Below are 13,683 nucleotides of genomic sequence, written 5' to 3'. Positions count from 1 at the left end.
TGATGTAACCTCCTGGGAGAAGAGATTAATCATTCACCGTTGTTAAAACATGGAGGAATACGGATTGAGACAGTTTAAATGGTCATTGTATACGACATATTTTCTTTGTGGTCACGCCCTTGTTGTATTTGGATCGGTTATGCCGCAAATAATAGAACACTATCACCTATCATATACAGAAGGCGGCTTTTTTGTTTTCCTTGGAACTGGTGGTTTCTTGCTTGGGGTTGTCTTTTCATCATTTCTGACAAAACATTATGCTTATAAAAAAGTAATCTCTGTAGCCTCCGTTTTTCTTGCGATTGTACAATGTCTGATGGTGCTCGTTCCACCAATTGGTGTAGTCTATTTATTGAACCTTCTTAATGGAGTTTTGCTTTCCATTCTACAAATCATCGTAGCTACTATTATAATGGATGTATTTGTCGGTAAACGAGCAGTGATGATGAGTCGTACAGAGGTTTCATTTGGACTAGGGGCATTGTGTATGCCCATTATTTCTAGTATTCTAATAGCCATAGCCGAATGGAGGTATTCATTTCTTGTACCTAGTATTCTAGGTATTTTAGTGGCGTCTATTTGGCAAAGTGTTTCCGTTCCTTTGATAGATAGAGAGCGAATAGAGTACCTTGAAGCGCAGAATGCCCCACCACGAATCATGACTAGTCAGTTGAAATGGATCTTATTGTGTCTATTTTTATTAATGATTTTCATCTACGATGGCATTGAAACCAGTCTAAACAATTTTCTTCCATCCATTTTTATAAACTACTCTAAAGTAGGTGTATCTTATGCCACATTAAGTGTTAGTATATTTTGGCTGGCAATGGTGATTGGCAGAGCTTTAACAGGGTGGATAGTGAAGAAAGTGACATATCATCGTTTTCTATTATGGAGCATTGTTGGAACGATTTGTTTTTTTGGCTGCTTTACCTTATGGAGAAGTATCATTATTTGTTACGCAATCCTATTTTTAATAGGTCTGACCATGTCTGGTATCTATTCCGTTACCATGGTTTTTGCCAATCATACCTTTCCAGGAATGACAGGCTTTGTAACAAGTTTGGTAACAGGATTTGCTGGTATTGGCAGTGCAGTGTTCCCAGCCTTCTTCGGGTATACAATGGATCACACCAATACTTTTGCATCGTTATGGATTTTAACAAGCTATGCTTGTTTGTTTTTATTATTATTGTTGGTCTTGATATCTTTGCTATTTCGCAAGAAGGAGTCGAAGTGGAAAGAGTTACAGCTACAGAATAATAGCGAATAATTTTTCACTTTTACCAGGAGGTAATTATAGAATGGAAACCATGATGACGAATGTTTATGAGCAGGAACAAACATGTTTGAGGATGTTAAACCAATTCGAACAAGAATTACATGATTTCAAAAATTTCATTAAATCAAGGAAGCCAAAAAATTGGCTTATATTGGCTACAGGTTCTAGTGCAAATGCAATTATAAGCGCAAAATATTACATAGAAAAGATCGCAGGTGTATTTATAGAAATAAAAGAACCATTTAACTTTACGCATTATGAAAAAGTAAATGACTATACAGATTTTGTGCTGGCAGTGTCACAAAGTGGAAAAAGTCATTCAACGATCGAAGCTTTAAAAAAAATTCAGTCTAGTAGTGAAATACCAACTGCAGTCTTAACATCTCGTTTGGATAGTCCAATTACCGATTATGCCGACATGGTCATTGATATTGGATGCGGCATTGAAAAAGTAGGTTTTGTAACAAAAGGATTCACTGCTACCATGTTAAAGTCGATGTTAATGGGTGTAATCGCTGGACGGAAGCTTCATCATATAAATGAAAAAACGACCGAGTTGGAAATTAAAAAGTTTTATGAGATAGTCAATCGAATCCCATCAATTATTAAAAAGACGGAGGATTTTTACAAAAGACACGCCCAAGAGATTCATTCTATTCCGCGTTTTGCAGCAATTGGATACGGGCCTGCCGTAGGAACAGCAAAAGAATGTGAAACAAAATTTACTGAAACCATAAGGGTACCTACACATGGATTTGAGTTAGAAGCATTTATGCATGGCCCTTATCTGGAAATAAATGAAAACTATGGTCTGTTTTTTATTCAAACCGAAAGCATTCTTTCCAAAAGGGCTAAAAAACTTAAAGATTATTTTTCTCGTTATACAGATCATTGTTTTACTATTGAATGTGGGAACAACGAAGAAGAAGAGAAAACACTTTCCCTTGGAACAGATATCGATGAACTCCTTTGCCCACTTGTCATGTCTATTCCATTTCAAATATTAGCCTACAGAATTGCCGCTGGAAGAGGGATTGATTTAAATACGCCCATTTTCCATGACTTTGATCAATTTTTAAAATGTAAAGTTTAAGGTAATTGTGGCAGTAGTTTTGTGTCTGCTTTTACACTACCAAAAACTGTCTTAACATGGTTGTTACCTCAAAATGTTGGTGGTACTCCTTTTTTAAATAAATAGTAAAAGAGTGATTGAGATGATAAGTGGACAAATCATTGATGTACCTGGAATTAAAGTAGGGAATATGCAAGATATGGAGGCATTGACGGGCTGTACGGTAATTTTAACAGAAAAAGGTGCAACTGGGGGTGTAGATGTTCGCGGATCTGCACCAGGAACTAGGGAAACGGATTTATTAAGTCCGATTAATTTAGTCGATAAGGTTCACGGTATTGTGTTGAGCGGGGGGAGTGCCTTCGGTTTAGATACAGCTTCTGGAGTCATGCAATACTTAGAAGAAAGAAATATCGGACATGATACCGGTGTGGCAAAGGTGCCCATTGTGCCAGCTGCTATTCTTTTTGATTTAGCAAACGGAAATCCAAAGATAAGACCAGATAAAAAGATGGGATATGAGGCAGCAAAAATTGCTAGCAGTAAACCATTTCCAACAGGGAATATTGGAGCAGGCTGCGGTGCTACTGTCGGAAAATTCCTTGGTTTTGAACATTGCATGAAAGGCGGACTGGGAACTGCATCGATTCGTTTGAACGAGGAAATCGTTATTGGGGCAGTGGTAGCTGTGAACCCTTTAGGGGAAATCCGCGATCCTTCCAACGGGAAAATAGTAGCAGGTGCATATAGTCGTGAGAAGAATCAGGTTGTAGATTTTATGGATTTTCTCCAACAAAATAAAGAAATGATGATCAAAGCTGGTACAAATACAACCATCGGTGTGATTGCCGTAAATGCAGCACTAACGAAGGCGGAAGCGACGAAGATTTCACAAATGGCTCAGGACGGTTATGCGAGGACGATTTATCCAGCACACACTATGCATGACGGTGATACGATTTTCACTTTAGCTACTGGAAACAAAAAGGTTTCGATTGATTTGCTTGGACCAATGGCCGCAAAAGTAATGGAAAATGCGATATTAAACGCAATTTATAGTACAGAAAGTATTGCTGGGATTCCGGCGCATCGAGAAATTTTTCGAGCATAAACCCTCCAAATGAATAATTGTGTACAAAAAGAAAATTTTTTATGTACATTTTGTGAATTGTTTGTTACAATTTAGAAAACGATGACAGTTTCTTATTGCAACAAAGGGAAAAGGGAGAGGTTATTATGGTTAAAGCGATGATCGGTTTTTACATTATGGTGATTCTTTATTCGGTCTTTGGAACCGCTTATAGTGTAGCAACAGGACATTTTGAGCTTGTAACTCTAAACTTATTTGTTGGTTTAATCGGTGCCGGATTACTTGCACTTGTAAATATGGAAAGAAAAAAATTAAAAAGTACAAATTAGCCGGAAAAAGGAATGTGGATACGTTCCTTTTTTTTGATGTTTCTTCAATAGTTAAGGGGGCCAAATCACATATGATCTGGTCTTTTATTACATTTGGATGCTTAATATGAGTTTGGAGGACTTCAGTACCGTTATATGTGACAAAATAGGTTATTTTCAAATATTTGCGGACAGAGGTTCCGTTATACGGTATAAAAACAGTGAATCCCAAGTGTTTTTTCGTAATTAACGGATCCTGTGTCCGCTAAGCCTATAAATTAGGGGCATTTGTTCAAAATAACGGAATCTGTGTCCGTTTATGACATACGATGATATTTTTTATTTATACAACGATGGCTCGAAATTTTGATTTTTGTCCTATTGAAAGTCATATTATAAATAAGGAATACGATACATTCAGGAGTGGTTATTTACATGAATTCCAACATGCTAGATACTTGTACCAATTTTATTCGAGATGCAAGGAAGATAGTGGTTTTAACAGGAGCAGGGATTAGTACAGAATCTGGAATCAAGGATTTTCGTTCCAGGACCGGAATTTACTCTTTGGCACCTGAATACATTCTTTCCCTTGACTATTTTTATCAGCATCCAATAGAGTTTATCAATTTGCGGTAGAAAATCTCTATCATCCGAATGCTCTTCCTAATAAAGGGCATGAAATTCTGGCTAAGTGGGAACACGAAGGAAAAATTGCCACGATTATTACTCAGAATATTGATGGCCTCCATCAAAAAGCAGGGAGCAAAAATGTCATTGAATTTCATGGGACGATGAAGACTGCTACATGTTTAAACTGTGGGAAAAAGTATGTCACAGAGGAAATGGTTCGTCGCATAGAAACAATGGAAGATTTTTATGTGTGTAATCACTGTGATTCGAAAGATAAAGAGGATCGATATATTAAACCGGATGTTGTTTTATTTGGGGATACCGGTAATTGGTTTTCAACGAAAGGGATAAATACAATTATTCAATACATGAATGAAGCAGATTTTGTTTTAGTGTTAGGAACAAGTCTACTTGTCGCACCTTTCTCCATCTTTCCGCAATACAGAAAAAAAGGTGTACCTCTATGCATTATTAATAAAGGAGAAACACCATATGATTTTGGAGCGGATACATATGTTATACATGAATCAATAGGAAAGGCGATGACACAAATAGATAATTGGTTAAATAATAGAAAGGAGTATTAATTTTAATATTAGTAAGGGGGATGGGCTGTTGGAGAAGTTGATAAAAGAAATCCAAGCATTTATGAATACTACAGGTGGAACATGGGGAATTTATCTGGAGGATCTGGATAAGAATGAAACTTGGTCATGGAATGAAAATGAAGTATTCTATGCAGCTAGTATTATTAAGGTACCGATCATGGCTGCCGTTTTTTCGGCATTTGATGAGGGGCTTTTTAAATTAAGCGATACGATTGTATTAAAAAGGGAAGAATTAGTTGAAGGCGGTGTTCTTCAACATTTGACACCTGGAATCCGTCTTACCATCTATGATTATCTCACGCTCATGATTATTCAAAGTGATAATACGGCTACGAATGTATTAATAGACTTAGTTGGAGTTGAAAAAATACAAGAAATGATGGCGGAGATTGGAATGAGGAATAGTTGCTTTTACAATAAGCTTAATACTGTTCCAGTTAAAACAAATGGGAGAAATATGATCACAGCAAGGGATATGGCGGTCCTTCTAAAAAAGTTAACTTCAGGTATGATCATTTCCCAATATGTATGCGAACAAATGATTGATATTATGAAAAAACAACAGTTCCGTGACTGTTTACCATACAAATTTCCTGAAACTGAATCTAATATTATCGGAACGAAGCAGGAATGGGAATTTGCGAATAAAACTGGCTGGGTAACAGGTATTCGTCATGATATCGGGGTTTTATATGTCGGCAGGCGAACGATGAATATAGTTGTACTTTCAAAGGATGTAGAGGATAAGCTTGCTAAACAAACAATGGCTCAAATCGGAGAGTGCATTTTTAATTATTTAAAAGAGTGATTGCTGAGTATAAAAAGGCACCTGAATAAACCATCCTATTCATTGGAGGTGAATAGAATGGAAAAAGGAAATTCTTTTGAGTATACAGGCGAGGTGTTAGATCAAAGAAATGATCTTACTGGTCCTGATGACTCGAACAAAGCATCATATCCAAAAAGACCGAAAAATGTTTCCATACAGGGATCAAAAGAAAAAAAGGGGAAGTGAACGATTGTAATTAGTAAATTCGGACTGTCATTTTGACAGTCTTTTTCAATTAATTTTTTTCAATCGTTGTCCAGTCAATATTTGTACTTATAGAGATATCAAAAGGACATTTCAAAGAAAAAGAAAGTCAAAAGGATTCTTCTCGGATGAATCAATATTTCATGTCTATTTTGCATTAATTCGGTTTGTTCCTATTGTATACAATCCCAAGCAAATAAGTTGGTTTTATGATTGCCAATTGTTACTATAGTATTAATCTACAATTTGAAAGGAAAATAGAGGATGACAAATATTCATATACCTGTATCCGTATTAAATTTAGCTCCAATGCGAGAAGGGCAGACTACAAAAGAGGCAATTGACTCTATGGTAGACCTTGCTCAAGCAGTGGAAAAGATGGGTTATACACGATACTGGATTGCAGAACATCATAATACATCAACGCTTGTCAGTTCAGCGACATCGATTTTAATAAAACATACATTAGAACATACCAGCAAAATTAAAGTAGGCTCTGGCGGGGTTATGCTGCCAAATCATTCACCATTAGTTGTGGCAGAGCAATTCGGGACAATGGCTACTATATATCCTGGTCGTGTGGATTTAGGGCTTGGCCGCGCTCCTGGTACAGATATGGAAACAGCAAGTGCTTTAAGACGCTCACAGGTTGATTCCGTGTATACATTTCCTGATGATATTCAATCACTTTTAACTTATTTCGGACCAGAAGAAGAGCAGGGCAGTGTAAAAGCTTATCCCGGAGTAGGTACGAATATTCCTATTTATGTATTAGGTTCTTCTACGGATTCCGCTCATTTAGCAGCGCGATTAGGATTGCCATATGTATTTGCGTCCCATTTTGCTCCAAGATATATGGAAGAGGCGATTTCAATTTATCGTATGGAATTTAAGCCGTCGCAATATCTAGATAAACCATATATGATGGTATGCTTAAATGTAATTGCAGCTGAAACAGATGAAGAAGCAAAGAATTTATCCACTACTATGAAACAATTTTTCCTAAATGTCGTAAGAGGATCTAGAATAAAACTGCAACCGCCTGTGGATACGATGGATCATCTTTGGACGCCGATGGAAGCCGAAATGGCGGAATCTATGTCCAGAATGTCTTTCATGGGGAGCAAAGAGAGTATTCGTCAACAGTTAACGAATTTCCAAAGTTATTTCAACGTAAATGAAATTATGGCAGTATCGTATATTTATGATGCAGATAAACAGAAGCGGTCTTATGAAATATTAAAAGAAGTGGTGGAAGGGAGATAATAAGCATAGTAACATATGCTTTTTTGTATAAAAATTGCTAGGTGGCACCTTTTCGTTCTTGTCTTGTGATCATGTCACGGCAAGAAGGGAGGTGCCTATAATAACAATCTTCGAGGCACTGGTTCTAAAGATTAGTTTTGCAACTATTGCACAGGTGAATTTTGAAGGCAGAGAAATCTCCATAAAAAATATGTCTGAGGATGCCTTCCGAATTTTTAAAAGTATTGGATATTAACATAAGGCTAAAGAGATAAAAGAGTGACTCCATTTCTATATACAAAAAAAATAAATAACTCCTCAAAAGCACCATAATATCGGCGGTTTTGGGGAGTTTTTGCTTCTAAAACTGTAAAAGACGGAAAAAAATCTTACTTCTTCTAATTGTCGTTGGATCTGATTCCGTTATACCAACAGAAACAGCAATTAACGAAGCAGCCACCATAGTAAATTACCCATATCTTTTCACCTCCCCTCGAAATTAATAAGGTGTTACAATTTAAATTATTCTATAACATACCTTACAATCCTCCTATTTTTTAGAAAATTTTAAACTCAATCATTTTTTGTGTTTAAAAAGTCAAGAAATAAAGTGTATTTTAACCCCGTCTTAAATTTAGAATGAGGTTAAGCATAATTTACACTACACTTAAATCCTATCAAGATCCTTAAATGGTAGGAGAGTACAGAGCTATGAGAAAGCTAAATGAAAATCAAGTCGAAACAAATGCTTATTTCAGCGATTCGAAAATCCAATTATGCAACGTTGAAATGTTTTAAAGTGTATAAAAAAGACCCTATATAAAGGGGACAGACTCATAGATATTTATTGAATTTATTATTAAGTTGAATGTTGGGGTTCTCTTTTCGTAACTCACTTATAAATGCTTGTAGGTCTATAGGGGAAATTTGAATTGACCCATACTTTCCGTAATATATTTCAATGCGATTAAAGGAAAGGGATGGTGCGGTAAAGATATTTTTTGTTTTCCGTATTGATGTGATTTCTTTTATATCAATAGACTTTTTAAATGGTCCAAATGATACTTTAAGATTATTGTTTTCTATTTTATAACAAGTGTTGAACCAAATCATTCCCAAAAAGTAAATTAATACAACCATTGCGATGATGCCCAATAAATCAAGTTGAACAAATATTGAACGATATAAAACCCACAGAAAAAATACAATTGTAGTCCAAACCACAATTCCCATCCATACATCTTTCCTTGATGGAAACACCATTGTATCACCTCCATAATTCTTATACGGACAACACCCATAATTGGTTTCAGAAGTAATAGATTTTGAGAATTTTCATATATTTAGTTGCAGTTTTTTCCCTAAAACAAAACCATTAATTTATTAAAATCCTTCCCTTCCTAGGAGTTCATTAAATTGATTTTAAAAAGAGCGATAGGTATATTAAAATTTGTACAATAAAAATATTCTTTTTTAATTGAGAGAAATAAAAAAAATATTTTTAATAGGAGTGAAGGGTGTTGAATCAATTCATCGACTTAATCCAAAATCATCGTTCTATCCGTCATTTTGAGGATCGTCGTTTAACGGATGAACAAATAAAGGCTATTGTGGAAAGTGCTCAATCTGCAGCAACCTCAAGCTTTGTTCAAGCCTATACGATTATTGGGGTAAAGGATAAAGAGAAAAAGAAGAAGCTTGCTGAATGCTCTGGTAATCAGCATGTTGAAAATAATGGACATCTCCTAGTTTTTTGTGCGGATCTTCACCGTCATGAACTTATTGCGGAAATGGAAAAAGTGGATATTTATCCAGCATTAGAAACAACTGAAACCTTTATGGTTGCGATCATCGATGCTGCTTTAGCTGCGCAAAATGCCGCATTGGCAGCAGAAGCATTAGGACTAGGAATCTGCTATATCGGGGGACTTCGCAACAACCTGGAAGAAGTATCAAAAGTACTTAATATTCCAAAGTTCGTCATCCCGTTGTTTGGGATGACAATTGGCTATCCATTGAATCAATCATCACAAAAACCGCGGTTGCCATTTGAACATATTTATCATGAGGATGAATATCAATCTGACGCTGCTGTATTGAAAAAACAACTAGAGGATTATAATAAAACGATTCAGCAATATTATATGGAGCGAACAAATGGAAAAAGGGATGATACGTGGACTTCTCAAATGGCAGTGAAATTTAAAGTGCCTACTAGAACTTATATGAAAGATTTCGTTGAAAAGCAGGGCTTTAATAAAAAATAAAGGTTGTCAGGCACTATCCATTTTGGTGCCTGACACTCTATTTTTTTCCCGACCTAAAAATGGAGAATAGTAACCATAATAACATTAAAACAGCTATAGTAAAGCCAATTTCTTGTGCTGGGATATTCCATAACAGCGTCGATTGGTTACTTAATGCAGATCCAATTATAAGTCCAACCATAATGATACTAAAAGAAAGTAAAATAATACTGAATGACAAGCGGCTGCTGATTCGGTCCAGCTTTTTTAAAAACTGCTCAAGCTCGGGAACCGTAATCTCCATTCGTAATTTACCTTTTTTGATTGTGGAGGTTAATTCTTGAATATGCTTTGGTAATTGGGAAAGGATGTCTCCATATTCAAATAAATAACTAGCCGCATTTTCCGCTACCTTTTTCGGGTGAAGTCGCTCCTTAAGAAGTTTGCGCCCGAATGGTTCGGCTATATTCATAATGCTGAGCTCAGGATCCAGCATTTCCACCGTACCTTCCATTGTAAGCAGCGTTTTGCCTAATAAAGTCAGATCCGCAGGAATCTGAATATGATGTTTAAATGCAATGGAAAACAAATCGTTTATGGACTCTCCAAGGCTTACCTGACTTAAAGGGACATCCAAATATTTTTCTTTTAACTCATCTACATCCTTCGTTAATTTCTGCATATCGATATCATCTGGAATTAACCCCATCTTGGTGATTGCTTTTATCACACCATTTGTATTTTTGCGCATCATCGCAATAATGAGGGCGGCAATATAGGTTTTCATTTCTAAGGTGAGGCGTCCGACCATACCAAAATCCAAAAATACAATGACTTCTCCGGGCCCGGCCAATATATTACCAGGGTGGGGATCACCATGGAAAAATCCTTCTATAAGAATTTGCTGGAAGATGGAGTGGACAAATCGTTCCGCTAGGATTTTGCGATTATATCCTAATTCATCCAGCTTCCGCATATCATTTAGCTTAATGCCTTCTGCAAATTCCAACGTCAATATTTTTTGAGTGGATAAATCCCAGTATACATTTGGAATATGGATGTTTGAGTCTTTTTCAAATTGTTTCGAAACTCTCTCTGTGTTACGAGCCTCAATCGTGTAGTTCAATTCCTCTCGAAGTGATTTTGAGAACTCTTCCACAATTTCAGGAAGCTGATATCGTGAAGCCCATTCTAATCGTTGTGAAGCTAACTGTACCAAGTCCTGCAAAATTTCTAAGTCCGTTTGGATGATTTTACTAATATTAGGCCGTTGGATTTTGACTGCTACACGTTCATTCGACTTCAATACTGCAAAATGAACTTGTCCGATGGAAGCAGCTGCAATGGGAACTTCCTGGAATTCTTTAAACAAAGTGTCGATTGTACTGCCGAGTTCCTCTTGGACAATGCGCTCCACTTCTTCAAATGGAAAGGGTGGGACATGATCCTGTAATTTTTCCAGCTCTTTAAGAATTTCTTCAGGTATTATATCTGGCCGGGTACTAGCAATCTGCCCCATTTTAATAAACGTTGGGCCTAATTCCTCCAATATTAGTCGGACACGTTCCCCGATGGACTTGGAATTCATCTGCTGATGACCATCTATAAATAAGCGTTTCGGTAAGGCAAGTACTTCAAAAAGCCCTAGATCCTTGACAAGAAAACCGAAACCATTGCGGGTAAAGGCAGCAACAATATCTCGGTAACGCCCGAGGTGACGAACTCTTTTTTCTAAAATAGGAATTCACTCCTTTATCGCAGGCAACCATTGTATTACTATTATTCGGCCGGGTTTATTTTTTGGTCAATCTGGTCTATGCGCTGTTCCAATCGCCTGATATCCTCTTTGGTTGCTACATTTAATTTTGCCACCAGTTCTTGCGCTTTTTTCGTAATCAATTGATCTAGCTGCATTTGTGTTTCTATACCCTTTTGAAATAGTTTTTCAACAAATTCTACTGACTCGTCCCTGCTTAGTTCTCCTTTTTTCACCATCTCATCTACGAGTTTCTGTGCCTGTTCTTTGCTTGTTATCGCTAGCCCCAACCCTAATGTTACACCTTTGTTAAGTATATTTTTCAATGTTCATAGCCCCCTTATATATTTTATTTCTGCAACGAACTTGTATATAACCGGATAAAATTATTATTTACATGATAAAGGACTCAATACATTTATTAAATCAAGCTCGTTAAGGGGAATCATTCCTTCTTAAGTTTTATTTAAGTGTAAAATAGTATATTTTATTTATCCGATTGATCACCGAAGGATTCAGTTGACTTCGCATGATCATCAACCTCAAATCACAATTAGTAGAAGAGAGGGGATTTCGATGAAGAAAAGACTTGATTGGTTAGATGCTGGAAAAGGATTGGGGATGCTCCTTGTTATGATGGGGCATGCGGACATCACGGAATATCTTAAAACGTATATTTATACCTTCCATATGCCACTGTTTTTCTTTTTATCAGGTTATTTATTCAAAATAGAAAAATACCCTAATTTAAAGGTGTTTTTAATAAAAAGGACAAAATCATTAGTCCTTCCATATCTTTGTTTCTCATTGGTAGCTTACTTATGGTTTTTAGTTGTCTATTATTATGGAAAAGTAGATTATCATGATAATTTATTCACTCCATTGATTGGAACTTTTATCGATATAAGAAAATCGAATTGGACAGTTCATAGCGGTGCATTGTGGTTTGTAGCTTGTTTATTTTGCACGGAATTATTCTTTTATTTGATTTCAAAAATTGGGCGAACAAATAAGAAGATAAGCTTCTTGTTAATTTTATTATCTGTTATCGGATGTATTTACAATAAAATGGGCGGACAACCATTGCCTTGGAGTATCGATGTGGCGATGATCAGTGTTGGATTTTATGGTATTGGTTACTTCTATAAGGAAAATCGTGAGAAATTAGAGCGGTTTATTAATTTTAAAACATTTATTTTTTTCTTGTTGGTTAATACCGCTGCAGGATATTTCAATTATGTTTTAACTGGAGATAGGGTCGACTTCTACAATAGCAGTTTAGGGAATATCCTATTATTTTACATGGCTGCGTTTTCAGGAATAGGCGCTTTTATGATAGGAATTAAGCGAATAAAGAGAAGTCAGGCACTCCAGTATATCGGAAAAAATTCAATCATCTATTTAGCACTGCATCAGAAGATTATTTTCTTTTTAATCAGTTTAGTGATGCAAAAATATGTGTTAGATAACGTGGATTTAGTCGATATCCCTGTAATAAAAGGATTACTGTATACTTTTACCGCTGCATTTGTCTTAGTGCCTGCTGTATATATTATTAATCACTATTTGCCTTTCATGTTGGGGAAAATAGGCAGGGAGAAGTCAAGAAATGTGCATATGAATATATCTTAAAAGAATTACAAAACATTTGAAGAATTATTTTCCATATCCTATACTCAAGTTATGTTTGTTTTTTGCAAAGGAGAAGATGACACATGGAATTAATGGATTTAATCAAATCGCGTCGCTCAATCGGTGCTGTAGAGGAAAAAGATGTGCCTGACGAAGTGATCAATGAGTTACTGGAAGCAGCAACTTGGGCACCTAACCATAAAAAAACAGAACCATGGAAATTTCGGGTTGTAAAAGGGGAAGGCCGTGTAAAATTAGGGAATGAAATGGCCAGAATCATGGAACAGAAAACGAAGGGGCTAGGTGAAGAAGAGGCGCAGAAAAAGATTGAAAAAGCAAGAAAAGGGCCTTTAAGAGCACCTGTGATTATTATTATGGCGGTTAGTCCAACTGGTAAGGTTCCGGAAATAGAAGAAATCGTTGCAGCTGGTTGCGCAATGCAAAACCTATTGCTGCTTGCAACAGAAAAAGGCTTAGCAACCATCGCGAGAACAGGTGATATTGCATACGAACCTGAATTAAATAAATATCTCCATTTAGAGGAAAACGATAAAATTGTAGGACTTGTATATGTCGGCTATCCGAAGCAGGATTTTCATATAAAAGCGGAGCGGGTACCGGCTGAGGAGAAGACGATTTGGTTTAAATAAATAGATGATTGCCCTTTATTTTCGATTGAAAAAAGAGGGCTTTTTTTTTGAAGTTTTTAGTTACTTGAGTAAGTAATCAGAGACAAAAGTTTATACATCCGCCGTACCAGGTTTTCTTTATACTATAG

General features: G+C 36.3%; 14 protein-coding genes and 1 pseudogene. 12 read left to right on the top strand and 3 right to left on the bottom strand.

Annotated features, from left to right (window positions below):
- Positions 1-64 precede the first annotated feature (64 nt).
- The 9 genes and pseudogenes from NSQ59_RS13635 (at position 65) to NSQ59_RS13595 (ending at position 7,292) form a co-directional block, all read left to right on the top strand.
- Positions 65-1,273 (top strand): MFS transporter, encoded by a 1,209-nt coding sequence (locus tag NSQ59_RS13635; protein WP_055739860.1) that lies wholly within the window; start codon positions 65-67, stop codon positions 1,271-1,273.
- 31 nt (positions 1,274-1,304) lie between these two features.
- Positions 1,305-2,375, top strand: a complete 1,071-nt coding sequence (locus NSQ59_RS13630) for an SIS domain-containing protein (protein WP_055739859.1) — start codon at positions 1,305-1,307, stop codon at positions 2,373-2,375.
- Between the two features lie 121 nt (positions 2,376-2,496).
- Positions 2,497-3,465 carry a P1 family peptidase gene (locus NSQ59_RS13625; RefSeq protein WP_055739858.1) on the top strand — a complete coding sequence of 323 codons (969 nt, stop codon included), beginning with the start codon at positions 2,497-2,499 and terminating at the stop codon, positions 3,463-3,465.
- Positions 3,466-3,590: 125 nt separating this feature from the next.
- Complete coding sequence (locus NSQ59_RS13620) at positions 3,591-3,773, top strand: hypothetical protein (protein ID WP_055739857.1); 183 nt, start codon at positions 3,591-3,593, stop codon at positions 3,771-3,773.
- A gap of 414 nt (positions 3,774-4,187) precedes the next feature.
- Positions 4,188-4,391: a Sir2 family NAD-dependent protein deacetylase gene (locus NSQ59_RS13615; RefSeq protein WP_340831733.1), complete on the top strand. Its 204-nt coding sequence runs from the start codon at positions 4,188-4,190 to the stop codon at positions 4,389-4,391.
- 41 nt (positions 4,392-4,432) lie between these two features.
- Positions 4,433-4,972 (top strand): annotated as a pseudogene (locus tag NSQ59_RS13610) (SIR2 family NAD-dependent protein deacylase); the annotation flags it as partial.
- A 28-nt stretch (positions 4,973-5,000) separates the two neighbouring features.
- A complete protein-coding gene (locus tag NSQ59_RS13605; RefSeq protein WP_340831730.1) occupies positions 5,001-5,801 on the top strand; it encodes a serine hydrolase in 801 nt (266 codons plus the stop codon).
- A 57-nt stretch (positions 5,802-5,858) separates the two neighbouring features.
- Positions 5,859-6,008 (top strand): hypothetical protein, encoded by a 150-nt coding sequence (locus NSQ59_RS13600; RefSeq protein ID WP_161809237.1) that lies wholly within the window; start codon positions 5,859-5,861, stop codon positions 6,006-6,008.
- Between the two features lie 282 nt (positions 6,009-6,290).
- Positions 6,291-7,292, top strand: coding sequence for an LLM class flavin-dependent oxidoreductase (locus tag NSQ59_RS13595; RefSeq protein ID WP_340831729.1), 1,002 nt, complete (start codon positions 6,291-6,293; stop codon positions 7,290-7,292).
- A gap of 813 nt (positions 7,293-8,105) precedes the next feature.
- Here the strand turns inward: NSQ59_RS13595 and NSQ59_RS13590 are convergent.
- On the bottom strand, positions 8,106-8,534 hold the full coding sequence (locus NSQ59_RS13590; RefSeq protein ID WP_055739853.1) for a PH domain-containing protein: 429 nt from the start codon (positions 8,532-8,534) through the stop codon (positions 8,106-8,108).
- Between the two features lie 257 nt (positions 8,535-8,791).
- On the opposite strand from NSQ59_RS13590, the gene nfsA reads away from it, so the two are divergent.
- Positions 8,792-9,538 carry an oxygen-insensitive NADPH nitroreductase gene (gene nfsA, locus NSQ59_RS13585; protein WP_055739852.1) on the top strand — a complete coding sequence of 249 codons (747 nt, stop codon included), beginning with the start codon at positions 8,792-8,794 and terminating at the stop codon, positions 9,536-9,538.
- 37 nt (positions 9,539-9,575) lie between these two features.
- On the opposite strand, the gene NSQ59_RS13580 is transcribed toward nfsA, so the two are convergent.
- The gene (locus tag NSQ59_RS13580; RefSeq protein WP_340833166.1) at positions 9,576-11,255 is read right to left on the bottom strand and encodes an ABC1 kinase family protein; all 1,680 of its coding nucleotides are present in this window, start codon (positions 11,253-11,255) and stop codon (positions 9,576-9,578) included.
- A 41-nt stretch (positions 11,256-11,296) separates the two neighbouring features.
- Positions 11,297-11,599, bottom strand: coding sequence for a phasin family protein (locus NSQ59_RS13575; protein ID WP_340831726.1), 303 nt, complete (start codon positions 11,597-11,599; stop codon positions 11,297-11,299).
- Between the two features lie 250 nt (positions 11,600-11,849).
- On the opposite strand from NSQ59_RS13575, the gene NSQ59_RS13570 reads away from it, so the two are divergent.
- Together NSQ59_RS13570 and NSQ59_RS13565 are read left to right on the top strand one after the other, a co-directional pair.
- On the top strand, positions 11,850-12,905 hold the full coding sequence (locus tag NSQ59_RS13570) for an acyltransferase family protein (protein WP_340831724.1): 1,056 nt from the start codon (positions 11,850-11,852) through the stop codon (positions 12,903-12,905).
- 83 nt (positions 12,906-12,988) lie between these two features.
- Positions 12,989-13,555 carry a nitroreductase family protein gene (locus NSQ59_RS13565; RefSeq protein WP_340831722.1) on the top strand — a complete coding sequence of 189 codons (567 nt, stop codon included), beginning with the start codon at positions 12,989-12,991 and terminating at the stop codon, positions 13,553-13,555.
- Positions 13,556-13,683 lie beyond the last annotated feature (128 nt).

This window comes from Margalitia sp. FSL K6-0131, from assembly GCF_038008735.1.
Lineage (GTDB): Bacteria > Bacillota > Bacilli > Bacillales > Bacillaceae_C > Margalitia > Margalitia shackletonii.
This window is presented reverse-complemented; position numbering and strand designations above follow the sequence as displayed.

Excerpts from the sequence above, each read along its gene's own strand:
- NSQ59_RS13630 (WP_055739859.1), top strand. The coding sequence starts at position 1,305 with ATGGAAACCATGATGACGAATGTTTATGAGCAGGAACAAACATGTTTG.
- NSQ59_RS13625 (WP_055739858.1), top strand. The coding sequence starts at position 2,497 with ATGATAAGTGGACAAATCATTGATGTACCTGGAATTAAAGTAGGGAAT.
- NSQ59_RS13620 (WP_055739857.1), top strand. The coding sequence starts at position 3,591 with ATGGTTAAAGCGATGATCGGTTTTTACATTATGGTGATTCTTTATTCG.
- NSQ59_RS13615 (WP_340831733.1), top strand. The coding sequence starts at position 4,188 with ATGAATTCCAACATGCTAGATACTTGTACCAATTTTATTCGAGATGCA.
- NSQ59_RS13600 (WP_161809237.1), top strand. The coding sequence starts at position 5,859 with ATGGAAAAAGGAAATTCTTTTGAGTATACAGGCGAGGTGTTAGATCAA.
- NSQ59_RS13595 (WP_340831729.1), top strand. The coding sequence starts at position 6,291 with ATGACAAATATTCATATACCTGTATCCGTATTAAATTTAGCTCCAATG.
- NSQ59_RS13590 (WP_055739853.1), bottom strand. The coding sequence starts at position 8,534 with ATGGTGTTTCCATCAAGGAAAGATGTATGGATGGGAATTGTGGTTTGG.
- NSQ59_RS13570 (WP_340831724.1), top strand. The coding sequence starts at position 11,850 with ATGAAGAAAAGACTTGATTGGTTAGATGCTGGAAAAGGATTGGGGATG.
- NSQ59_RS13565 (WP_340831722.1), top strand. The coding sequence starts at position 12,989 with ATGGAATTAATGGATTTAATCAAATCGCGTCGCTCAATCGGTGCTGTA.